General features: G+C 71.3%; 20 protein-coding genes. 12 read left to right on the top strand and 8 right to left on the bottom strand.

Annotated features, from left to right (window positions below; genetic code table 11):
- Nucleotides 1-87 precede the first annotated feature (87 nt).
- Entirely contained in the window at nt 88-1,581 is a 1,494-nt protein-coding gene (locus ACFC1J_RS12785; RefSeq protein WP_375906454.1) for a PucR family transcriptional regulator, read from the top strand.
- A gap of 163 nt (nt 1,582-1,744) precedes the next feature.
- On the opposite strand, the gene ACFC1J_RS12780 is transcribed toward ACFC1J_RS12785, so the two are convergent.
- Nucleotides 1,745-2,443 (bottom strand): MBL fold metallo-hydrolase, encoded by a 699-nt coding sequence (locus ACFC1J_RS12780; protein ID WP_375906451.1) that lies wholly within the window; start codon nt 2,441-2,443, stop codon nt 1,745-1,747.
- A 94-nt stretch (nt 2,444-2,537) separates the two neighbouring features.
- On the opposite strand from ACFC1J_RS12780, the gene ACFC1J_RS12775 reads away from it, so the two are divergent.
- From ACFC1J_RS12775 to phoA, 3 genes are all read left to right on the top strand, one after another.
- A complete protein-coding gene (locus tag ACFC1J_RS12775) occupies nt 2,538-3,101 on the top strand; it encodes a TetR/AcrR family transcriptional regulator (RefSeq protein WP_375906448.1) in 564 nt (187 codons plus the stop codon).
- Nucleotides 3,102-3,163: 62 nt separating this feature from the next.
- Nucleotides 3,164-3,820, top strand: coding sequence for an amino acid deaminase (locus tag ACFC1J_RS12770; protein WP_375906445.1), 657 nt, complete (start codon nt 3,164-3,166; stop codon nt 3,818-3,820).
- 323 nt (nt 3,821-4,143) lie between these two features.
- Complete coding sequence (gene phoA / locus ACFC1J_RS12765; RefSeq protein ID WP_375906443.1) at nt 4,144-6,027, top strand: alkaline phosphatase; 1,884 nt, start codon at nt 4,144-4,146, stop codon at nt 6,025-6,027.
- A 155-nt stretch (nt 6,028-6,182) separates the two neighbouring features.
- On the opposite strand, the gene ACFC1J_RS12760 is transcribed toward phoA, so the two are convergent.
- Nucleotides 6,183-7,634, bottom strand: coding sequence for a helix-turn-helix domain-containing protein (locus ACFC1J_RS12760; RefSeq protein WP_375906440.1), 1,452 nt, complete (start codon nt 7,632-7,634; stop codon nt 6,183-6,185).
- 144 nt (nt 7,635-7,778) lie between these two features.
- Between ACFC1J_RS12760 and aceB the strand changes: the two genes are divergently transcribed.
- The 3 genes from aceB to rraA all read left to right on the top strand — a co-directional run bounded on the left by aceB (nt 7,779) and on the right by rraA (nt 11,776).
- A complete protein-coding gene (aceB, locus tag ACFC1J_RS12755; protein ID WP_375906437.1) occupies nt 7,779-9,449 on the top strand; it encodes a malate synthase A in 1,671 nt (556 codons plus the stop codon).
- 44 nt (nt 9,450-9,493) lie between these two features.
- Nucleotides 9,494-11,089: an isocitrate lyase gene (locus ACFC1J_RS12750; protein ID WP_375906434.1), complete on the top strand. Its 1,596-nt coding sequence runs from the start codon at nt 9,494-9,496 to the stop codon at nt 11,087-11,089.
- 222 nt (nt 11,090-11,311) lie between these two features.
- Nucleotides 11,312-11,776, top strand: a complete 465-nt coding sequence (gene rraA / locus ACFC1J_RS12745) for a ribonuclease E activity regulator RraA (RefSeq protein WP_375906431.1) — start codon at nt 11,312-11,314, stop codon at nt 11,774-11,776.
- Nucleotides 11,777-11,799: 23 nt separating this feature from the next.
- Here the strand turns inward: rraA and ACFC1J_RS12740 are convergent, their stop codons facing one another.
- On the bottom strand, nt 11,800-12,270 hold the full coding sequence (locus ACFC1J_RS12740; RefSeq protein WP_375906428.1) for an Lrp/AsnC family transcriptional regulator: 471 nt from the start codon (nt 12,268-12,270) through the stop codon (nt 11,800-11,802).
- Between the two features lie 101 nt (nt 12,271-12,371).
- Between ACFC1J_RS12740 and kynU the strand changes: the two genes are divergently transcribed.
- From kynU to ACFC1J_RS12725, 3 genes are all read left to right on the top strand, one after another.
- Nucleotides 12,372-13,700 (top strand): kynureninase, encoded by a 1,329-nt coding sequence (gene kynU / locus ACFC1J_RS12735; RefSeq protein ID WP_375906425.1) that lies wholly within the window; start codon nt 12,372-12,374, stop codon nt 13,698-13,700.
- Between the two features lie 122 nt (nt 13,701-13,822).
- Nucleotides 13,823-14,272 (top strand): hypothetical protein, encoded by a 450-nt coding sequence (locus ACFC1J_RS12730; RefSeq protein ID WP_375906423.1) that lies wholly within the window; start codon nt 13,823-13,825, stop codon nt 14,270-14,272.
- Between the two features lie 142 nt (nt 14,273-14,414).
- Nucleotides 14,415-15,617 carry a pyridoxal phosphate-dependent aminotransferase gene (locus ACFC1J_RS12725; protein ID WP_045272033.1) on the top strand — a complete coding sequence of 401 codons (1,203 nt, stop codon included), beginning with the start codon at nt 14,415-14,417 and terminating at the stop codon, nt 15,615-15,617.
- A gap of 119 nt (nt 15,618-15,736) precedes the next feature.
- On the opposite strand, the gene ACFC1J_RS12720 is transcribed toward ACFC1J_RS12725, so the two are convergent.
- Nucleotides 15,737-16,183 (bottom strand): MarR family winged helix-turn-helix transcriptional regulator, encoded by a 447-nt coding sequence (locus ACFC1J_RS12720; RefSeq protein ID WP_375906420.1) that lies wholly within the window; start codon nt 16,181-16,183, stop codon nt 15,737-15,739.
- Between the two features lie 89 nt (nt 16,184-16,272).
- On the opposite strand from ACFC1J_RS12720, the gene ACFC1J_RS12715 reads away from it, so the two are divergent.
- The gene (locus ACFC1J_RS12715) at nt 16,273-16,731 is read left to right on the top strand and encodes a redoxin domain-containing protein (RefSeq protein WP_375906417.1); all 459 of its coding nucleotides are present in this window, start codon (nt 16,273-16,275) and stop codon (nt 16,729-16,731) included.
- 144 nt (nt 16,732-16,875) lie between these two features.
- Here the strand turns inward: ACFC1J_RS12715 and ACFC1J_RS12710 are convergent, their stop codons facing one another.
- Nucleotides 16,876-17,475, bottom strand: a complete 600-nt coding sequence (locus tag ACFC1J_RS12710; protein WP_375906415.1) for a TetR/AcrR family transcriptional regulator — start codon at nt 17,473-17,475, stop codon at nt 16,876-16,878.
- Nucleotides 17,476-17,597: 122 nt separating this feature from the next.
- Between ACFC1J_RS12710 and ACFC1J_RS12705 the strand changes: the two genes are divergently transcribed.
- On the top strand, nt 17,598-18,590 hold the full coding sequence (locus ACFC1J_RS12705; protein WP_375906412.1) for a DMT family transporter: 993 nt from the start codon (nt 17,598-17,600) through the stop codon (nt 18,588-18,590).
- 10 nt (nt 18,591-18,600) lie between these two features.
- Here the strand turns inward: ACFC1J_RS12705 and ACFC1J_RS12700 are convergent, their stop codons facing one another.
- Genes ACFC1J_RS12700 through ACFC1J_RS12690 form a run of 3 tightly spaced genes read right to left on the bottom strand, consistent with a single transcriptional unit; the run spans nt 18,601 to nt 21,127 of the window.
- On the bottom strand, nt 18,601-18,999 hold the full coding sequence (locus ACFC1J_RS12700) for a VOC family protein (protein WP_375906409.1): 399 nt from the start codon (nt 18,997-18,999) through the stop codon (nt 18,601-18,603).
- Between the two features lie 28 nt (nt 19,000-19,027).
- Nucleotides 19,028-19,948, bottom strand: a complete 921-nt coding sequence (locus ACFC1J_RS12695) for an AEC family transporter (RefSeq protein ID WP_375906406.1) — start codon at nt 19,946-19,948, stop codon at nt 19,028-19,030.
- A gap of 42 nt (nt 19,949-19,990) precedes the next feature.
- Nucleotides 19,991-21,127 (bottom strand): UDP-N-acetylmuramate dehydrogenase, encoded by a 1,137-nt coding sequence (locus ACFC1J_RS12690; RefSeq protein WP_375906403.1) that lies wholly within the window; start codon nt 21,125-21,127, stop codon nt 19,991-19,993.
- Nucleotide 21,128: the final 1 nt, after the last annotated feature.

Genomic DNA, 21,128 nt, shown 5'->3' with positions numbered 1-21,128 from the left:
CCCGAGAGCATTCGCCGTGGCGTACAATCTGGATCACGATTTCGCCGATCCGGCCACACCCCGATCGGCTGCGAAGGAGCCTCGCCCATGGACCAGCAGCCCACGCTGCGCACCCTGCTCGGCCGCCGCGATCTGCATCTGCGGCTGGTCGGATCCGAGGCGGCGCTTCCCGACGGATCCCTGGACCTCCCGCTGCGCTGGGTGCACAACTCCGACCTCACGGATCCCACGCCCTTCCTCGCCGAGGATCTCGCCCTGCTCACGACGGGCACGCAGTTCGCCGACGACGACCCCGCGGGCACCCGCGCCTACGTGCAGCGCCTCGTCGGCAGAGGCGTGGTCGGGCTGGGCTTCGGCACCGAGGTGCACCGCAGCGGGATCCCCGCCGACCTCGCCGCCGCCTGCGCGCAGACCGGGCTGCCGCTGTTCGAGGTGCCCTACGGCACTCCGTTCATCGCCGTCGCGCGGGCGCATTCAGAGGCGATCGCGGCGCAGGCCTACGCCAGGCGCACCTGGGCGCTGGAGACCCAGCGCGCCCTGTCGGTCGCCGCGCTCCGCCCGCACGGTCTGGAGTCGACTCTCACCGAGCTGTCCCGCCGGCTCGGCTGCCGGGTGGGCATGTACGACGCCTCGGGCCAGCTCGTGCACGAACACCCGTCAGGCGGGGCCTCCCCGGTCGTCGCCGCCGCAGCGGCGGATCTGCTCGCCCGCGGCGGCTCCGCCAACCGCGTCGTGCAGGACGGCGACGCCGCGCACACGCTGCTGACCGTGGGGCGCGCGGGGCACCTGCGCGGGGTCGTCGCGATCGCGAGCGGCGCTCTGGATCCGGAGACCCGCGCCGTGGTGACCTCTGTCATCGCGATGGCAGGGCTCTCGCTCGAGCAGAGCGAACAGCTGGCCCGCAGTCGGCGACGACTGCACAGTCAGCTGCTCGCCTCGCTGCTCGCCGATGACCCGACCCTGGCCCGGCGGGTCCTCGGCGCCCTGCCTCCGGCGCCCGTGGTGGTCGCCGTCGCCGCGGGGCCGCGCCGGGGCGCGGTCGTCGAATGGTGGGAGCGGCAGCACGGCGACGCCGCACTGGCCGTGTTCCTCGCGGAGTCGGAGGACGGGCTCGTGATGTGTCTGAGCGTCGCCGACGCCGGGATCCTGGACGAGGTCGCCGCCCGCGCCGAAGTGCGGATCGGCGTCTCGGCGCCCGAGGAGTACAGCGGCTTCTCCCGGGCGCACGCGCAGGCCCTCACCGCACTGCGCCGCGCGGGCGAGGCCGTCACGCGCTACGCGGACAGCGCGGAGTCGAGCGTGCTCGCCGCTTTCGCGACGGACGAGGCGCGGCTGATCGCCGAGTCCCTGCTGGCCCCCCTCCGCCAGCACGATGCACGGGAAGGCGCGGAGCTGGAGCGGTCGCTGCGGATGTGGCTGGAGCACGACACTCGCCTGGAGCCCGCCGCCGCCGCGCTCGGTGTGCACCGGCACACGCTGCGCACCCGTATCGCGCAGGCGTCGTCGATCCTCGGCGCGGACCTCGGATCCTTCCCGGCGCGCGCGGAGCTCTGGGCGGCCCTGCGGACCGCCGGCGACTGACCCCGGGGCCGACTGACCCGGGGCCGACTGACCCCGGGCACCCACCGCCCACCCTGCCGAGGGCGCCCGCTCCCGCTCAGGTCGCAGAAACTGCTCCTAAAACGGCATCACAGCAGCCGAAATCGCGACCCGAACGGGAGAACTGCGACCTGAACGAGCACGGTCAGCGCTTGCGCGCGGCGATCATCTCGGCCGCGGTGCCGTGGAAGATCGGGCCGTGCCCGACCACGATCGAGCCCTCCGGCAGGTCGCGCAGACGCTCGAGGCTCTCCGGCGTCTGCTCGGGGGCGTCGCTGAACGGGCCGAGCTGCACGTCGGTGGAACCGTTCAGCACATGCCGGGTGGTGAGCGCGTCGCCGACGAAGATCGCATCGACCGCGGGGACGCGGATGGCGACGGATCCGGGCGAGTGCCCGGGGAGGCCGATGATCTCGGGCGCCCCCGGCAGATCCAGCACATCCCCGTCCCGCATCGTGCGCACCGCGCCGAGGTGCTTCGTGCGCAGCCCGCCGCGACGCAGTGCCGCGGCGAAGAACTGCAGCGCCGGGCCGAGCCGCATCGCGCCGCCCGACGCACCAGGCGTCTTCTCCCCCTGCGCGCGGCCCGCATCCGCCTCGTGCACGAAGGTCGGCACGTCGTACTCGGTGCGCAGCCACTCGGCGATGCCGATGTGATCGCTGTCGCCGTGGGTGAGCACGATGCCGCGGATGTCCTCGGGGCGTCGGCCCGCGGCGGCGAGCGCCTGCTGCAGGATCCGCCGGTCGCCCGGCAGGCCCGCGTCGATGAGCGTGATGCCCTCGTCGGTGACGACGGCGTGCATGGCGACGATGTCGTCGCCGATCCGGATGAGCTCTGCGTTCATGATGGCTACGCTATATAGCTATGATGGCTACTGTCAATAGCCATATGATCGAGATGCGACGACCGCCCGCGCGGCCGGCGCAGAGGAGGTCCCGATGCCCGCACCGCAACGCGTCACCCGCACGGCGCTCACCGCCGCCGCACGCACCATCGCCGAGGGCGAGGGCATCGACGCCGTCACGATCAGCGCCGTCGCCGCCGCCGTCGGGGTGCGCCCGCCCAGCCTGTACAAGCACGTCGACCACCGGCACGACCTGCTGCGGCTCATCGCCGACGACGCCGCGCGCGAGCTCGACGAGGACGTCGCCGCCCTGGCCGGATCCACGGCCGATGCTGCTGCCGCGCTCACGGCGATCGCGCGCGCGTTCCGGGCGTTCAGCGCCCGCTCCCCCCGCGCGTCCTCACTGTTGTTCTCGGGCGCCGCACTGGGCGCGGAGCCGCAGTCCGAGGGCATGATCGCGCTCACGCGCACCCTGCTGAGCGCCGTGCAGGCCACGACGCCGGGCGATCCGCTCCCCGCCGCCCGCACCCTGACGGCATGGGCGCACGGCTTCTGCACCATGGAGCAGGCGGGCGCGTTCCAGCTCGGCGGCGACGTGGACGAGGCGTTCGAGTTCGGCCTGAGCACGCTCGTGGGGGCGCTCACGGCGCGCGGCTGAACACTCCCCCGGCGGCTCCGGACACCCTGCCCGCGGTCGGTCCACCGGCGTAGTGTGGGCGCATGGGAGGCATCGAGGATCCGGACCGGGCGGCCGCCACCGCGGCCTCCACCCCCGGCGCGGGAGCCGCGGCCCTCGAGGCGATCGACGGACTCGTGACGGCGATCGATGCGGATCGCGCGGCCGGGCTCTTCGGTCGCTGGGGCCTCGCCACCGCGATCGACGCGCGCACCGGCGAAGCGCTTCTCCCGCAGGCGCTCTTCGAGGCGCTGCACGAGCGGGCGGGGCTTGAGGCGACCTGGCCGATCGGCAACGCCGGACTGCTGCAGACCTACGGATCGCTGCTGGCGCCCGCGGCCGCCGCCGACCGGAACCGCGAGCGCTGGCTCGATGCGGACCTCGCGGCGGGGCTGGGCCTCGACCCTGCACACTTCGCCCCGCGGGAGGGATCCCGCACCCTGCTCGACCGCGCCACGGAGGCCGCCGCCGTGCTGCTCGCCTCTGGCGGGGAGTTTTCCTGGTACTCGCTCGCCGAGGGCAGAGCCACCCGGGCCGTGCTGAGTCACGAGCACGACGGATCCCGCGCTCTCGCCTACGCGGTGGCGCCGGCGCCCGGCACGTCGCCGCTCCTGGTCGCACTCCTCCCCGTGACGCAGGCCGAGACGGTCCGCCGCGACCTCGACGAGGCCGCATCGCGCCTGCGCTGGAACGCCGCCTGACCCCTCCACTTCCGCGTCGTCCCCCTCAGCGCACCCTATGGGCTCCGCTGAGGGGGACGACGCGGAGATGGACAGTACCCACATTTCGGGTCGTCCCCGCCACCGCACCCCATGGGCTCCGCTGGCGGGGACGATGCCGCCGGATCCGATCCGGATCCAGACCGGATCCAGCCTCGCCATAGCCGTCATTCAGCGGATTCATCGATTCGTCACCGGGGCGTCACCCGCCGTACCCCTGCCGCTGGTGGGCTGGACGTGCCCGGGCCCGGCGTGCATGCACGTGAGGCGCCGGGCCTCCCCAGTCCCCCCAGAGGAAGACACCCATGAACGCCAGAAACACGTTCGCGCGCTCCGCGATCGCGCTCGCCCTCGTCGCCGGCGCCGCACTGGCCGCACCCGCCGCGTATGCGGCCGCACCGTCTGACCCGTCCGCCCCCGGCGGCGCCACCCGCAACGACGGCGACCAGACCGCGGCCCTGCGCGACGCGATCGTCGACGGTCCCGCGAAGAACGTGATCCTGCTCATCGGAGACGGCATGGGCGACTCCGAGATCACGGTCGCCCGCGACTACCAGTACGGCGCGGGCGGACGCCTCCCCGGCATCGACGCGCTGCCCCTGACCGGCTCGTACACGACGTACTCGCTGAACAAGGACGGCTCGGCCGACTACGTGCCGGATTCGGCCGCGACCGGATCCGCCTGGGCGACCGGCACCAAGACCTACGACGGCGCGATCTCCGTCGACATCGCAGGCCAGGGCCACGACACGCTGCTCGAGCTGGCCAAGGCGAACGGGCGCAAGACCGGCAACGTCTCCACCGCGGAGCTGCAGGATGCGACCCCGGCCGTGCAGGCCGCGCACGTCGCCGGCCGCAAGTGCTACGGCCCCGATTCGGTCAAACAGTGCGGGGCAGACCTGCTCGAGAACGGCGGCAGGGGCTCGATCAGCGAGCAGATCCTGGACACCCGCGCCGACGTCACGCTCGGCGGCGGGTCCGAGTCTTTCGAGCAGACGGCCAAGGCCGGCGCATGGCCTGGGGCCACGCTGTTCCAGCAGGCCGCGACCCGCGGCTACCAGGTCGCCCGCACCGCCGCCGACCTCGCCGCGATCAGCGGCGCGGACCAGGCGGGTCCGGTGCTGGGCGCTTTCACGCCGGGGAACTTCCCGACGCGTTTCGCAGAGACCACCGCCACCGTCGGCGGCGCCGACGCGGCGCCCGTCTCGTGCACGGAGAGCGCCGACCGCCTGGACTCGTCGCTCTCGCTCGCGGCACTCACCCAGAAGTCGATCGACCTGCTCAAGGGCGACAAGGGCTTCTTCCTGCAGGTCGAGGGCGCATCCATCGACAAGCAGGACCACGCCGCCAACGCGTGCGGACAGATCGGTGAAACCATCGACCTCGACGAGGCCGTTCAGGTCGCGCTCGACTTCGCCAAGGCCGACGGCGACACCCTCGTGATCGTCACCGCCGACCACGCGCACACCTCGCAGATCGTGGACAGCACCCCGCCAACCTCGCTCTCGATCGCGCTGAAGACCACCGAGGGCTCCACCATGAAGGTGTCCTACGGCACCGCGGGGGCCGGCGGCTCGCAGCAGCACACCGGAAGCCAGGTGCGCATCGCCGGCTACGGCCCCGGGGCCGCGAACGTCGTGGGCCTCACGGACCAGACCGACAACTTCTTCACCATCGCGGGCGCCCTGCAGCTGAACCGCGGCCTGCCCGCGCTGTCGGCCGGCGCCACCCTCACCGTGCCCGAGAAGGTCGCCCCCGGCGGCACGCTCACCCTCACGGCCTCGGGGCTGAACGGCGACCGGCAGGTCAACGGCTCGGTCTCGGCGGCGACTGCGGCGGCGCGCGCCGCGGCCGACGCGATCGGGCGCACCGACGTCATCGACGGCGGCGTCGCGCTGGCGCTGACCGCCCCGACCGAGCCGGGCGAGTACACCGTCGCCCTGACCGGCGAGCAGACCGGCAAGGCCCTGACCGCCACCTTCACGGTCGCCGAGGGGGCGCCCACCACGCCGACGGCGTCGCCGAGCCCGACCGCCCCGGCCGTGGCGCTACCGCCGAGCGACGGCAGCGGCGGCGGCGGCCTGGCGCTCACCGGTGGCACGGTCGGCGCCGCGGCCCTCGTCGCGCTCGCTCTGATCGCCGCAGGCCTTCTGCTGGCCCGCGCCCGCACCCGCGCCCGCCGCGCCTAGCAACACCCTCCACCTCCGAGTCGTCCCTGTCAGCGCACCCCATGGGCTCCGCTGGTGGGGACGACGCGGAAGTAAGACCCTCCAATCTCCGAGTCGTCCCCGTCAGCGCACCCCATGGGCTCCGCTGGTGGGGACGACGCGGTAGTGGGGCGGGCTCAGGCGGGGGCGTGAGCCTCGAGGAACTCGTACACGTCCGTCGTGTCGACGCCGGGGAACGCTCCGGTCGGCAGCGTCGCGAGCAGGGTGCGCGGGGTGCGCACGTTCGGCCAGGACTGCTCGCGCCAGCGCTTCTCGAGATCGGCCGGAGCGCGCCGGCAGCACACCTCGACCGAGTGCTTCGAGACGCCGCGGTTCGGGGTGTCCCGCCCGATGAACCACTTCGTGTCGTCGAAGCGCACACCCACGCTCACCGAGTGCAGGCCCTCGCTCGACGGCTCCACGCGCGCGGTGCACCAGTACGTCCCGTTGCCGGTGTCGGTGTACTGGTAGTACGGGTTGAACCGGTCCTCCTCCTCGAACACGACCCGACTGGTCCACTTGCGGCAGCACATCTGCCCCTCGATGGATCCGAGCCGGTCGGTCGGGAAGTTCACGTCGTCGTTCTCGTACGCCTTCGTGATGGTGCCCGATTCGTGCACCTTGAGGAAGTGCACCGGGATGTCCAGGTGCCGGGTGGCGAGGTTCGTGAACCGGTGCGCCGCGGTCTCGTAGGACACGGAATAGGCGTCGCGGAGGTCCTCGATCGAGATCGCGCGGCGCTCCTTCGCATCCTTCAGCACGGGCACGAGGTGCTCCTCCGGCATGAGCAGTGCACCCGTGAGGTAGTTGGTCTCGACTCTCTGCCGGAGGAACTCGGCGTAGCTGCGCGGCTCGGAATGCCCGAGGATGCGGCTCGAGAGCGCCTGTAGCACGGCCGTACGGGCGTCGCCCTTGCCCGGCACGCGGCTGGAGAGGTACAGCCGCCCGTGCGCGAGGTCGGCGACGCTGCGCGTGGACTGCGGCAGGTCGGGCGCGTAGTGCAGCGTGAAACCGAGGTGGGCGGCGATATCGCTCGCGCTGCGCTGCGTCAGCGGGCCACCAGGGTGGTGCACGGCGGCGAGGATCTCCGCCGCCTTCTTCTCCAGGTCGGCGAAGTGGTTGTCCTGACGGCGCATGAGGTGGCGCAGCTCCACGTTCGCACGGCGGGCCTCCTCGGGAGTCGCCGCGCGCTCGTCGCGGAGCTTGTCGATCTCGCCGTGCAGGGCGAGCAGCGCCCGCAGCGCCTCGTCGGGCACGGTCTTCGAGATCCGGAACGGAGCGATCCCGAGCGCTTGGAACGTCTGCCCCTTCATCGCGCGCTCGACCGCGATCTCCATCGCGGCACGCTCGTCGAGGGGCTGCTCGGCGAGGATCTGGTCAATCGTCGTGTCCAGCGCGCGGGCGATCAGCTGCAGCTGGGTGAGCTTCGGCTCGCGCTTGCCGGTCTCGATCATGGACACCTGGCTCGGCGCCCGCTCGATCGCCGTCGCGAGCTGCTCGAGCGTCAGCCCCGCCACCGTGCGGAGCTGCCGGATGCGCCGCCCGATCGTGAGCGCGTCGACCTCTTCTGCCGTGTCTGCGGTGACCATGGCGCCGATTCTGTCACGAAAACAGAAATCTGAGCAAACTTCTCCACTGATTTGGTCCGACCGACTCCGGATCTTCACTCAGAGTGGTCTCAAGCCACCCCGGTGCAGAAGCCGGACCGGATCCACTCACGGAGGAGACAGATCATGACCATTCCCACCGCGTCGCCGACCGCCCCGATCCGGACCGTCGGCACCGCCGTCTCCGGCACCGAGGGCCCCGCGATCCGCATCACCGGCCCGATGCACGAACGCTTCGGCGAGATCCTCACACCCGCCGCCGTGGCCTTCCTCACCGAGCTGCACCACCGCTTCGGCGGACGCCGTCATGACCGTCTCGCCGACCGCATGCGCCGTCGCTTCGAGATCGGCAACGGGCACGACCCGCGCTTCCGCGACGACACCCGCCACATCCGCGAGGACGCCGACTGGCGCGTCGCCGGTGCGGGCCCCGGCCTCGAGGACCGCCGCGTGGAGATCACCGGACCGACGGACCCGAAGATGACCATCAACGCGCTGAACTCCGGCGCCAAGGTCTGGCTGGCCGACCAGGAGGATGCGACGAGCCCGACCTGGCGCAACGTGATCGGCGGGCAGCTGTCGCTGCGCGACGCGATCCGCGGACGCCTGACCCACACGAGCGAGGACGGCAAGGAGTACCGCGTCACCGCCGAGCAGACCCCCACGATCGTGATGCGCCCCCGCGGGTGGCACCTCGTGGAGAAGCACCTCGAGTTCACCGACCGCACCGGTCGCCGCATGGACGCCTCGGGCTCGCTGGTGGACTTCGGCCTCTACTTCTTCCACAACGCGCAGGCCCTCATCGAGGCCGGCCGCGGGCCGTACTTCTACATCGCCAAGCTCGAGTCGAGCGAGGAGGCGAAGCTCTGGAACGACGTGTTCACGTTCAGCGAGGAGTACTTCGGGATCCCCCGCGGCACGATCCGCGCGACCGTGCTGATCGAGACGCTGCCCGCCGCGTTCGAGATGGAGGAGATCCTGTTCGAGCTGCGCGAGCACTGCGCGGGCCTGAACGCCGGGCGCTGGGACTACATCTTCTCGATCATCAAGAACTACCGCGGTCGCGGCGCGCGCTTCGTGCTCCCCGACCGCAGCGAGGTCACGATGACGGTGCCGTTCATGCGGGCCTACACCGAGCTGCTCGTGAAGACCTGCCACAAGCGCGGCGCCTTCGCGATCGGCGGCATGAGCGCCTTCATCCCGAACCGCCGCGACCCCGAGGTGACCGCCCGGGCCGTCGAGAAGGTCGCGGCGGACAAGAAGCGCGAGGCCGGCGACGGCTTCGACGGCACCTGGGTGGCGCACCCCGACCTGATCCCGACCGCGCAGGCCGAGTTCGACGCCGTGCTCGGCGAGCGCCCCCACCAGCTCGACCGGCAGCGGGACGACGTGCAGGTGCGCGCCGAGGATCTGCTGGACGTGCACATCGGGCGCCCGATCACGGCCGACGGCGTGCGCGACAACGTCTCGGTGGCGATCCGCTACCTCGAGGCCTGGCTGCGCGGGATCGGCGCCGTGGCGATCGACAACCTCATGGAGGATGCGGCGACCGCCGAGATCAGCCGCTCGCAGGTGTGGCAGTGGATCCACCAGGGACAGTCCACCCAGGACGGCACCCTCATCACGGCCGAGTACGTCGAGGGCCTGATCGCCGAGGTGCTCGCCGAGACGCTCCGGAACGAGAACGACCGCTTCGAGGACGCCGCCGCGGTGTTCCGCGAGGTGGCACTGCAGCCCGAGTTCCCGGCGTTCCTGACGCTGCCCGCTTACTCCCGCTTCCTCGTCGAGACCGCCTGACCCTCGACGCCCCGACCATTCGCCCACGAACGAAGGACATGACCATGACCCGCTACCAGGACGACATCGACGCCATCCAGGCCCTCAAGGCGGCGGCCGGATCCGGATGGAACGCCATCGACCCCGAGTCCGCCGCCCGCATGCGGGCGCAGAACCGCTTCCGCACCGGCCTCGAGATCGCGCAGTACACGGCCGACATCATGCGCCGCGACATGGAGGAGTACGACGCCGACTCGTCGCTCTACACCCAGTCGCTCGGCGTCTGGCACGGCTTCATCGGGCAGCAGAAGCTCATCTCGATCAAGAAGCACCTGAAGACGACGAACAAGCGCTACCTCTACCTCTCCGGCTGGATGGTCGCCGCCCTCCGCTCCGAGTTCGGGCCGCTCCCCGACCAGTCGATGCATGAGAAGACGGCAGTGCCCGCGCTGATCGAGGAGCTCTACACGTTCCTGCGCCAGGCCGATGCCCGCGAGCTCGACCTGCTCTTCACCCAGCTCGACGCGGCGCGCGCGGCCGGCGACGAGACCGCGGCCGAGTTCATCCAGTCCCAGATCGACGACTACGAGACCCACGTCGTCCCGATCATCGCCGACATCGACGCCGGCTTCGGCAACCCGGAGGCGACCTACCTCCTCGCCAAGAAGATGATCGAGGCGGGCGCATGCGCGATCCAGATCGAGAACCAGGTCTCGGACGAGAAGCAGTGCGGCCACCAGGACGGCAAGGTCACCGTGCCGCACGAGGACTTCATCGCGAAGCTCAACGCAGTCCGCTACGCCTTCCTCGAACTCGGGATCGACAACGGGATCATCGTCGCCCGCACCGACTCGCTGGGCGCAGGGCTCACCCAGAAGCTCGCCGTCACCCACGAGCCGGGCGATCTGGGCGACCAGTACAACGCGTTCCTCGACGTCGAGGAGATCTCCGAGGCCGAGCTCGGCAACGGCGACGTGATCATCAAGCGCGACGGCCGGCTGCTGCGGCCCCGTCGTCTCGCGAGCAACCTCTACCAGTTCCGTCCGGGGACCGGCGAGGAGCGCGTCGTGCTGGACTGCATCACGTCGCTGCGCAACGGCGCCGACCTGCTGTGGATCGAGACCGAGAAGCCGCACGTCGAGCAGATCGCCGGCATGGTCGACGCGATCCGCGCCGAGATCCCGAACGCGAAGCTGGTCTACAACAACAGCCCGTCGTTCAACTGGACGCTGAACTTCCGTCAGCAGGTGTACGACCTCCTGGCGGAGCAGGGCGAGGACGTCTCCGGCTACGACCGCAGCGCGCTCATGAGCGTCGAGTACGACGACACCGAGCTGGCGCGTCTCGCCGACGAGAAGATCCGCACCTTCCAGCGCGACGGATCCGCCCGCGCCGGGATCTTCCACCACCTCATCACGCTGCCGACCTACCACACCGCCGCGCTGTCGACGGATGACCTCGCGAAGGGCTACTTCGGCGACGAGGGCATGCTCGCGTACGTCAAGGGCGTGCAGCGCCGCGAGATCCGTGGCGGGATCGCCACGGTCAAGCACCAGAACATGGCCGGATCCGACCTCGGCGACAACCACAAGGAGTACTTCGCCGGCGACGCGGCCCTCAAGGCCGGCGGTCAGCACAACACGATGAACCAGTTCAGCTGACACCCCGACGGGGTCGTCGAGCGCCCTTCGTCTCGCTGCGCTCGCTCAGGGACCGGCCCACCCGGTCCCTGAGCGAGGAGCGCAGCGACGAGCCCACCCGGTCCCTGAGCGAGGAGCGCAGCGACGAGCCCACCCGGTCCCTGAGCGAGGAGCGCAGCGACGAGACGAAGGGCGCTCCGTCCTCTCTCGAAGGCCCCGCAGAAGCAGGAAAGGATCCACCGCATGACCTCCACCGCAGACCTCTACGACGAGCACGGCGACGCCTTGCAGTCGCTCGCCCTGCAGCTCCGCGACTTCGGCGGGCGCCTCGCCTTCGAGGGCCCGATCCGCACGGTGCGCTGCTTCCAGGACAATCAGCTCGTGAAGGACCTCCTCGCCACTCCCGGCGACGGAGCAGTGCTCGTGATCGACGGATCCGGATCCCTCGGCACCGCGCTCATGGGCGACCTGATCGCGGCGAGCGCGGTCGCGAACGGCTGGGCCGGCGTCGTCGTCCACGGTGCGATCCGCGACAGTGCGGCGATCGGCCGCCTCCCTCTCGGCGTCAAGGCCCTCGGCACCAATCCGCGTAAGAGCGCCAAGGCCGGGACGGGCCAGGTCGATGTGATGCTGCGCTTCGGCGACGTGGAGTTCTGCCCCGGCGCCGTGCTCTACGCGGACGAGGACGGCGTGCTCGTCGAACGCTGACCCGGCGTGCGCCGCATCCGCGCTCAGGCGGGGATGACCGCCGCCCCCGGATGCTGCTCGAAGATGATCTGGGTCTGGGTCTGCCCGAGTGCGGGGACGGATCCGAGGTGCGTGCGCAGGAAGTCCCGAAGCCCCGGAACGCTCGCGCATGCGACGTGGATGACGAGATCGTGCACGCCGCCGATCAGGTAGACCCGTTGCACGCCGGGGATCGTGCGCAGCCGAGCCGTGATGGCGGGCACCTGGTCGCGGGCGTCCTCCTTGACGGCGACCATGATGAGCGCCTCGACCCCTGCACCGGCCGCGACGGGGTCGAGCTCCGCGTGATAGCCGCGGATCACGCCGGCCTCCTCGAGTGCGCGCACCCGCCCATGGCAGGTCGAGCGGGGAAGGCCGACCCGCGCGGCGAGCTCCTTGTTCGACAGGCGGCCGTCGATGGTCAGCTCGTCCAGGATCCGCCGATCCGTCGGGGTGAGCCGGATTCCGTCCGCCATTGTGCCTCCTGGAGCGTCATCGATCCGGTGATCCACCGTGATACATCGTCAATTTCGGATATTTGTCGGAATCCTAGGCGTTCTTCCGACGATTCGTCATCATGGATCCTGATCTCCGTATCCCCGGCCGAGCCGGATCCACGACCCAGGAGGACTCCACGATGACGGACGCCGCCGCCCCGATCACCCGCGAGCAGTGCGAAGAGGCCGATCGGAACGATCCGCTCGCCGGACTCCGCGAGCGCTTCGCCCTCCCGGAGGGCATCGTCTACCTCGACGGCAACTCGCTCGGCGCGCTCCCCCGTGACGCCGTCGCCCGGGCGGCCGACGTGGTGAGCCGGGAGTGGGGCGCCGACCTCATCGGCAGCTGGAACAAGAACCACTGGTTCGCCCTGCCCCTCCGGATCGGTGAGAAGATCGGCCGGCTCATCGGCGGCGGCGCGGGCGAGTGCGTCGCCACGGACACCACCTCGGTGAACGTCTTCAAGGCCGTCTCGGCCGCGATCCGGCTCCAGCAGCAGGATGCCCCCGAGCGCCGGGTCATCGTCTCGGAGCGGGAGAACTTCCCCACCGACCTCTACATCGTCGAGGGTCTGATCGCGCTGCTCGATCGCGGCTATTCGCTGCGACTGATCGACGCTCCGGAGGACCTCGACGCGGCCCTCGGCGAGGACGTCGCCGTCGTGCTGCTCACCCAGGTGAACTACCGCACCGGCCACCTCTGGGACATGGCAGAGGCGACGGGGCGGATCCACGTCGCGGGCGCCCTGGCGGTCTGGGACCTCTGCCACTCGGTCGGCGCGGTGCCCGTGGCCGTGGCCGACGCCGGCGCCGACTTCGCCGTCGGCTGCACGTACAAGTACCTCAACGGCGGCCCGGGGTCCCCTGCCTTCTTCTGGGTCGCCGAACGCCATCTCGACCGGGTCGAGACGCCGCTGACCGGCTGGTGGGGGCACGACCGCCCGTTCGCGATGACCGACGCGTACGCTCCCGCGCCCGGCGGGCGGCGCTTCCTCGTGGGCACCCAGCCGATCCTGTCGATGGCGACCATGGAGGTCGGCCTCGACATGCACCTCGAGGTCGACCAGGAGGCGCTGCGCCGCAAGTCGCTCGCGCTGACGACGCTGTTCATCCGCCTCGTCGAGACGCGACTCTCGAGCCATCCGCTCACCCTGATCACGCCGCGCGAGGATGCGCAGCGCGGCAGCCACGTGTCGTTCCGCCACCCCGAGGGCTACGCCGTGATGAAGGCGCTCATCGCGAACGGCGTGATCGGCGACTACCGCGAGCCCGAGGTGCTGCGATTCGGGATCACCCCGATGTACCTCGGCCACGCCGACGTCTGGGACGCCGTGGAGACCCTGCGCCGCGTGCTCGACGAGGAGCTGTGGCGTGCACCCGAGTTCCAGGAGCGCGACGCCGTCACCTGAGCGCCGGCCCGGCGCGAGGCCGGCCAGGGGCCCAAGCCGGCCAGGGGCCCAAGCCGGCCAGGGCCGCGCCGCATCCGACGGGATCGCACCGGCCCTCCCACGCGTCCGCCTACGCTGAAGGCATGACCGCCCCGACCGCAGCGCGCGTGCTCCTCGAAGACCTCGTCGACGAGTTCCTGCGCGACTACCCGCGCGGGGCGCGACTGCTCGCAGTCGCCAGCCCCTCGGCAGACCGGTCGGCCGCGTTCGCGGGCGGCCTCGCCGCCGCCCTGCGCGCCCGGGGCGTCGCGGTCTCCGTCGCCGCGGCGGGCGATCGCGACGAGGCGCGCCTGCGTGCCGAGATCGTGACGCCGTTCCGCGCCGCGGGCGGGGACGCCGTCGAGATCGTGTCCGGCTCGACCGCCCTGCTCGCCGAGCGCACCCGCGGACTATGGCACTTCTCCGTGTGGCTCATCGACGGCGACGAGGTTCCGCACACCGCCGCGACCACGCTGGTCGACGTGACGGATCCGGAGGCGCCGACGCGCCGCCTCGCCGACTACTGCGCCGTTCCGCCGTCGTTCCTGACCTGAGGAGGCGCCGGATCCCGCCGCTCCCGGCACGATCTGGTGCCGGATCCCCGCGTCCGGACCTGTTCGCCATGACGGAGAACGGCGCCTGCGCTTTGTACGTCACGGCCATTTCGCACGCCAGGCGCGCGAGTACGCTGGTGGCGTGACCGAACGCGCGCCTCTCTCCCGCAAACTCTCCGCCATCGCCGAGTCCGCCACGCTGAAGGTGGATGCCAAGGCCAAAGCCCTCAAGGCCGAGGGCAAGCCCGTCGTCTCCTACGCCGCGGGCGAGCCCGACTTCGCCACGCCGCAGTTCATCGTGGACGCGGCCGCCGAGGCGCTCGCGAACCCGGCGAACTACCGCTACACGCCTGCGGCGGGCCTGCCCGAGCTGCGCGAGGCGATCGCCGCGAAGACGCTGCGCGACTCCGGCCTCGAGGTCTCGCCGAGCCAGGTCATCGTCACGAACGGCGGCAAGCAGTCGGTCTACCAGGCGTTCCAGGCCGTGGTGAACCCGGGCGACGAGGTGCTCCTGCCGGCGCCGTACTGGACCACGTACCCCGAGGCGATCCGTCTCGCTGACGGCGTCCCGGTGGAGGTCTTCGCGGGCGCCGACCAGGAGTACAAGGTCACGGTCGACCAGCTCGAGGCCGCGCGCACCGAGCGCACCACGGTGCTCGTGTTCGTCTCGCCGTCCAACCCGACCGGATCCGTCTACTCCCCCGAGGAGACCGCCGCGATCGCCGCGTGGGCGCTCGAGCACGGGATCTGGATCATCTCCGACGAGATCTACCAGAACCTCACGTACGAGGGGGTGAAGGCGACCTCCGTGGTCGAGGCGCTCCCCGAGGTCGCCGGTCAGACGATCCTGGTCAACGGCGTCGCGAAGACCTATGCGATGACCGGCTGGCGGGTGGGCTGGATGGTCGGCCCCGCCGACGCGATCAAGATCGCGGGCAACCTGCAGTCGCACCTCACCAGCAACGTGAACAACGTCGCGCAACGCGCCGCGATCGCCGCCCTCAACGGCCCGCAGACCGAGGCCGAGCAGTTCCGCGAGGCGTTCGACCGCCGCCGCAAGCTGATCGTCTCCGAGCTGTCCAAGATCGACGGCCTCGTGGTGCCGAACCCGACCGGCGCGTTCTACGTCTACCCCGACGTGCAGGGTCTGCTCGGCCGCACCTGGGGCGGCGTGACCCCGACGACCTCGCTCGAGCTCGCCGATCTGATCCTCGACCAGGCCGAGGTGGCCGTGGTCCCCGGCGAGGCGTTCGGCCCCTCCGGCTACATCCGTATGTCGTACGCACTCGGCGACGACCAGCTGCTCGAGGGCGTGCAGCGTCTGCAGCGCCTGTTCGCGTCCTGACGCGCACCGCTCTCCACGTCGACGCCCCCTCTGGCGATCCGCGCCCCTCCTGAATTCCGCAATTCAGAGGGGGTCCCGGCGCCCAGAGGGGGCGTCGGCGCATTCGCGGCGGCGGACGCTCACTCTCCGAGGGAGCGCAGGGTCTCCTTGAGCAGCTGCATCCGCCCCGGTGCGAGGCGTTTCGCGATCTCGCCGTCGAGTTCCCGGGCGATCGCGATCGCCGCGTCGCAGAACGCCGCGCCCCGCGCGTCGAGACGCACCAGGGTCGCGCGCTGATCCGAGGGATCCGCCTGCGTCGAGAGATACCCGGACTGCTCGAGGCCGCGGACCAGGACGCTCATCGCCTGACGACTGATCCCCGCGCGCTCGGCGAGTACCGAGACGCGGGTCCCCTCCGGATCGAGACCCGTGAAGACGGCGATGTGCGCGGGATGGACCTCGGGATATCCGAGCGCGGACAAGCGCTCGAACGCGTCCTTCATGAGCCGTGCGGAGGCGGCGGCGATGAGCTGCCCGAGGTCATCCTGGGCAGCCGCGGCGAACTCCCGCAGTGTCTCGCCGTACATACGCAACCCCCTTGACAAAGATAGGCAACCCGGTTGACCATTAACGCAACCCCATTACCTATCCGTCATCATCCCAGATCCGAGGACCCATGCCCACTCCCGATGCCCTCTTTGCGCCCGCCGTCGGCACCCCGTTCCCCGAGATGTCAGTGGCCACGTCCGACGGCGCCGTCGTCTCGCTCCGCACGATCCTTCCGGCCGACCGCGCCGCCGTGGTCTTCTTCATGCGCACGAGCCGCTGCCCCATCTGCCGTGCGCACCTACGCGCCCTGCAGCGGATGGCGGAGGCCGGGGAGCTCGGAGACGCGCACGTCGTCATCGTGGTGCCCGGCGCACCCGCCGACGCACGCGCCGTGCAGCGCATCACGACGCTGCAGACGGTCGCATCCACCGATGCGCACAGCGCCGTGGGCCTCGGACGCTTCCTGACGCTGCAGCACAGCGGCACCTTCGTGCTGGATCCCGCCCAGCGCGTGCTGGCCCGCCGCACGAGCGCACTGCCCACCGCGAGCTTCTCCCGTGCGGAGATCAGAGCAGCGCTCGCCTGACCCGAACGAGGCATCGCGAGCGCCCGCTCTTCCACGCCGAGGCCCCCTCGGGTTGCCCACACCCCTCCTGAGCAACGCGATTCAGAGGGGGCGTCGGTGCCCAGAGGGGGCGTCGACGCATCCCCGCGCACCCCGGCGCTGCGGTCACCCCTCGTCGAGCACGGAGCGCGCAAGCCAGCTCAGCTGCCGGACGCGCTGCTCCGCGCTCATCGACCGGCGCTGGAACCGATGCAGCTCCGGATCCACGGCGGCGAGGAGCAGGTCCGCCCGCGCCGAGGCGTCCGCCACCCCGGACTGCGCGAGCAGCGCGGAGACATGAGTGCGCCAGAATCCGTACGCCCCTGTCTCGAAGCGACCCGCGCCGCTCTCCGCGGCCAGGAGCAGGGGCCCGAAGCGCTCGAGCAGATCGACCATCGCGGCGAAGAACGCCGTCAGCCGCTCCCCCGGCGAGGCGCCGGGGCCGAGCGGCGGCGGACCCTCCATCATGCGCCGCTGCAGGTCGCGCTCGTGCTCGTCCAGGAGGGCGACCGCGATCGAGTGCACGTCCGGATAGCGGCGGTACAGCGTCGCCCGCCCCACGCCGGCCGCCCGTGCGATCTGCCCCATCGAGACTTGGGACGGCTCCGCGGCGGCCAGCAGAGTCGCGGCGGCGGCGAGCACCTTCTCACGGTTGCGCGCGGCATCGGCCCGCTCGCCCCGCGCCGCCGGCGCGAGCAGCGGCGGGCCGCTTCCCTCTTCCGGCATGCGCCTCCTCGTCCACGGCGATTATCCCCCGCGGTTCGACGGATCGGCAATAAACGGACGACGCGACCGGTTGCATCCGTCACGTTAACCGGACATGCTGTCCGGATATGAGAGGAGAAGCAATGAAGGAGATCATGCTCGCGGCCGCCGCCGTGATCGGCATCCTGCTCGCCGTGCAGGCCTCGGTGAACCCGAGACTCGCCAAGGCCGCGGGCAACCCCTACGGAGGCGCGACGCTCCAGCTCTGGGTCGCGGTCGCCCTGCTCGTCGGCACGGCGGCGGCGACCTCCTCACTGGGGGCGCTGCAGCGCCTCACCGACGTGCCGGGGTGGATGCTGCTCGGCGGCCTCGCATCGCCCATGTACATCACGAGCGGCATCCTGCTCCTGCCCCGGGTGGGGGCGCTCACCGCCGCCGGGCTGTTCGTCGCGGGCCAGATCCTCGGCTCCACGGTGATCGACGGCTTCGGCCTGCTGGGCGTGCCGCACCGGCCTCTCACGATCGGCCTGGTCGCGGGATCCGCGCTCGCCCTGATCGGGATCGCGATCATCGTGCGCGCTCAGGCACCGGTCCCGGCGCTGCCCGCCGTGGGGGCGACCACCGGAGCGGCACCCGCGCTCCCGCCGGTCCCGGCGCCGGGCGCACCGATCGCGCGCCGGATCGGTCCCGGATGGGTCGCCCTGGGCCTTGCAGCGGGGGCCGTGCTCCCGTTCCAGGGCGCGATCAACGCGCAGCTCCGCACGCGCCTCGGCGATCCGCTCGCGGTCGCCACCACGAGCTTCGTCGTCGCCGCCCTCGCCATCACGGTCGTCCTCGCGATCCGCCGGGCGCGCGGGACGACTCCGCTTCCCCGGCTGCGCGAACTTCGGACCGCGCCCTGGTGGGCCTGGCTCGGCGGGTTCGCCGCCGTGCTGTACGTGACGGGGACCTTCCTGCTCATCCCGGAGATCGGCGCGTCGACCACGGTCGTGCTCACCGTCACCGGGCAACAGCTGGCGTCCGCCGTGATCGACGCGCGCGGCGCGTTCGGGCTCCCCCGCCGCCCGCTCACCCCGCTGCGGATCACGGGTCTGCTGCTGCTCGTCGCCTCGAGCGTCGTCGTCGAAGTGCTGTGACCGCCGCGCGTCAGTCCTCGTAACCGATGAGCCAGTGCACGCCGAAACGGTCGGCGAGCGTGCCGTCGTGCGCGCCCCACGGCCGCTCCTGCAGCGAGTCGATCACGCGGCCGCCGTCGCCGAGCTGCGCGAACCAGCGCGTCAGAGTCTCCGGATCCGCCGTCCCGAGGAGCGAGAAGAACAGGCCGTTCATGTGCACGGCGTCCTCGTCCGCCGCGGCATCGGCCGCCGCGAGCTGAACAGGACCGCGGACGAGCTCGCCGTGCGCGATCGCATCGCCAGGGCCGTCCGCCCGCCCGAACTCGGCATAGGTGTGCATCACCACCTCGCCGCCGAAGATCGCCTGGTAGAACGCCAGCGCATCGACGGCGGTGCCCGGGAACAGGATGTAGGGCACGAGTCCGGTCATGTTGCGAGCGTACGCCCCGGCTCCGACCTCAGCCGAGCAGCAGGACGGCTCCGAGGAGCACCGGCACGCACCCGATCGTCGTGAGGAACACCGTGTCGCGCGACACCGCCTCCCCGACGCCGTAGCGCTGGGAGTAGTTGAACACGTTCTGCGCAGTCGGCAGCGCCGCCAGCACAACCACGATCAGCACGGCATGCGCGGACAGCCCGAACACGAACTGCGCCAGCAGCCATGCGATCGCCGGCATGACGAGCAGCTTCAGCGCGCTCGCCAGCAGCACGTCCCTGCGGTGCCCCGCCGCGCCGAGCACGCGCTGCCCGTGCAACGAGATGCCGTAGCTGATCAGCAGCACAGGGACACAGGCGTTCGCGATCAGGGTGACCGGCTCGATGACGATCGGGGGCAGCTCGATGCCCAGCACCGAGACCAGCGTGCCGAGCGCTGATGCCAGGATGATCGGGTTGGTCGCGGTGCGCAGCACCGTGCGCCACACCGACGTGCGGCCGGCGGTCACGGTGTCCAGGATGGTCAGCGAGATCGGCGTGAACACCAGGAGCTGCATGAGGATCACCGGTGCCGGATACGCGGCGCTGCCGAGCAGGTAGAGCGACAGCGGGATGCCGATGTTGTTCGAGTTCACCTGCCCCGCCGAGAGCGCGCCGATCATGGTCTCGCCCACGCTGCGCCTCCAGACGATCCTGGCGACGAGTGCATACACGGCGATCACGACCACCGCCGCGATCGCGGACACCGGCAGCAGGGCGGAGAACAGCACATGCGCGTCTGCCTTGGCGAGCACCGAGAACAGCAGGAACGGCGACAGCACGAAGAACGTCAGACGGCTCAGGACCTCGCGCGCATGCGTGCCGAGCAGATCGATGCGACCGATCACGTAGCCGACGAAGATCGCAAGGCCGACGACGGCGAATCCGGTGAGGGTCGCGAGCACCCTTCGAGCCTACGGCGTGGTCGGCGTTCCGCGTCGCTGCGCCTAGAGCTCGACGTCGATGAGCACGGGCTCCGGCTGCAGCAGCAGGCCGAACTCGGAATGCACCCTGCTCTGGATGAACCGGGCGAGTTCGGCGATCTCCCCCGCCGTCGCACCACCGCGGTTCGTGAGCGCGAGAGCGTGCTTCGTGGAGACGCCGGCGCGCGAACGCGGCAGCGAGAAGCCCTTGCCGATGCCGGCGTGCTCGATCAGCCAGGCGGCGCTCACCTTCACATCGCTCGGGGGCGCCTCGGGCCTCGGCGACAGGCCGTAGTAGGAGTCGAGCGGGATCACCGTGACCGTGTCGAGGTCGGGCGTCACCGGCCAGCGCGGGCACTCCGGCGGCAGCGTGCGCGCCACGGCCTCGGAGACGATCGCGTTCTGGAAGAAGGATCCAGCGCCGTGCGTGTCCGGATCGGCCGGATCGAAGAGCATGCCCTTCGCGGCGCGGGTGGCCAGGATCCGCTCCCGCACCCAGGCCAGGGGCACCGGGTCGTCGCTCGTGAGCTGCAGGGCGCGGCGCAGCTGCTCTCCGCGCACCACCCGTCCCGCGTCGCCGGTGACAGCCAGGTCCAGCGTGACGGAGAGGATCACGGCACGGCGCTCTGCGACCGAGCCGTAGTGGTGCTTGAGCACCGACGTGCGGAAGCCGAGACCGAGCTCGGACGCCGGCGTGACGACGACCTCGCCCGAGTGCTCGTCGAGCAGCTCGACCTCGACGAGGGTCTCCTGGATCTCCTGCCCGTAGGCGCCGATGTTCTGCACGGGGGCGGCGCCGACCGTGCCGGGGATCCCCGACATCGCCTCGATGCCCGCATAGCCGCGCTCGACCGCGTACGCGACGAGCGCGTCCCAGTCGTGTCCGGCCTGCGCGCGCAGCCGGACCCGGCCGGGATGCGGGGACGGGAGCTCCTCGATGCCGTTCGTCCGGATGCGGATCACCGTGCCGTCGAAGGGCGCGTCGCCCGCGAAGAGGTTCGATCCTCCGCCCAGCACGAACCATTCGTCACGGGTCGCCCATACCGCGCGGAGGGCGGAGACGAGCTCGTCCTCGGTCGAGACATCGATCATGCGCGCGGGCGCGGCGCCGGTCTGCAGCGTGGTCAGCGCGGCGAGGCGGATCGGATCGATCTCCGCCATG

Origin of the sequence: Microbacterium sp. NPDC056052, assembly GCF_042266785.1 — a bacterium.
Lineage (GTDB): Bacteria > Actinomycetota > Actinomycetes > Actinomycetales > Microbacteriaceae > Microbacterium.
The sequence above is the reverse complement of the archived record's forward strand: the minus strand, read 5'-3'. Positions and strand labels throughout refer to the sequence as shown.

Bases quoted from the DNA above. Each gene is read 5' to 3' on its own strand.
- ACFC1J_RS12750 (WP_375906434.1), top strand. From the start codon at position 9,494: ATGACCCGCTACCAGGACGACATCGACGCCATCCAGGCCCTCAAGGCG.
- ACFC1J_RS12715 (WP_375906417.1), top strand. From the start codon at position 16,273: ATGCCCACTCCCGATGCCCTCTTTGCGCCCGCCGTCGGCACCCCGTTC.
- ACFC1J_RS12720 (WP_375906420.1), bottom strand. From the start codon at position 16,183: ATGTACGGCGAGACACTGCGGGAGTTCGCCGCGGCTGCCCAGGATGAC.
- ACFC1J_RS12760 (WP_375906440.1), bottom strand. From the start codon at position 7,634: ATGGTCACCGCAGACACGGCAGAAGAGGTCGACGCGCTCACGATCGGG.
- ACFC1J_RS12700 (WP_375906409.1), bottom strand. From the start codon at position 18,999: ATGACCGGACTCGTGCCCTACATCCTGTTCCCGGGCACCGCCGTCGAT.
- ACFC1J_RS12690 (WP_375906403.1), bottom strand. From the start codon at position 21,127: ATGGCGGAGATCGATCCGATCCGCCTCGCCGCGCTGACCACGCTGCAG.
- ACFC1J_RS12710 (WP_375906415.1), bottom strand. From the start codon at position 17,475: ATGCCGGAAGAGGGAAGCGGCCCGCCGCTGCTCGCGCCGGCGGCGCGG.
- phoA (WP_375906443.1), top strand. From the start codon at position 4,144: ATGAACGCCAGAAACACGTTCGCGCGCTCCGCGATCGCGCTCGCCCTC.
- ACFC1J_RS12705 (WP_375906412.1), top strand. From the start codon at position 17,598: ATGAAGGAGATCATGCTCGCGGCCGCCGCCGTGATCGGCATCCTGCTC.
- rraA (WP_375906431.1), top strand. From the start codon at position 11,312: ATGACCTCCACCGCAGACCTCTACGACGAGCACGGCGACGCCTTGCAG.
- ACFC1J_RS12785 (WP_375906454.1), top strand. From the start codon at position 88: ATGGACCAGCAGCCCACGCTGCGCACCCTGCTCGGCCGCCGCGATCTG.
- ACFC1J_RS12775 (WP_375906448.1), top strand. From the start codon at position 2,538: ATGCCCGCACCGCAACGCGTCACCCGCACGGCGCTCACCGCCGCCGCA.
- ACFC1J_RS12770 (WP_375906445.1), top strand. From the start codon at position 3,164: ATGGGAGGCATCGAGGATCCGGACCGGGCGGCCGCCACCGCGGCCTCC.
- ACFC1J_RS12780 (WP_375906451.1), bottom strand. From the start codon at position 2,443: ATGAACGCAGAGCTCATCCGGATCGGCGACGACATCGTCGCCATGCAC.
- kynU (WP_375906425.1), top strand. From the start codon at position 12,372: ATGGATCCTGATCTCCGTATCCCCGGCCGAGCCGGATCCACGACCCAG.
- ACFC1J_RS12730 (WP_375906423.1), top strand. From the start codon at position 13,823: ATGACCGCCCCGACCGCAGCGCGCGTGCTCCTCGAAGACCTCGTCGAC.
- aceB (WP_375906437.1), top strand. From the start codon at position 7,779: ATGACCATTCCCACCGCGTCGCCGACCGCCCCGATCCGGACCGTCGGC.
- ACFC1J_RS12740 (WP_375906428.1), bottom strand. From the start codon at position 12,270: ATGGCGGACGGAATCCGGCTCACCCCGACGGATCGGCGGATCCTGGAC.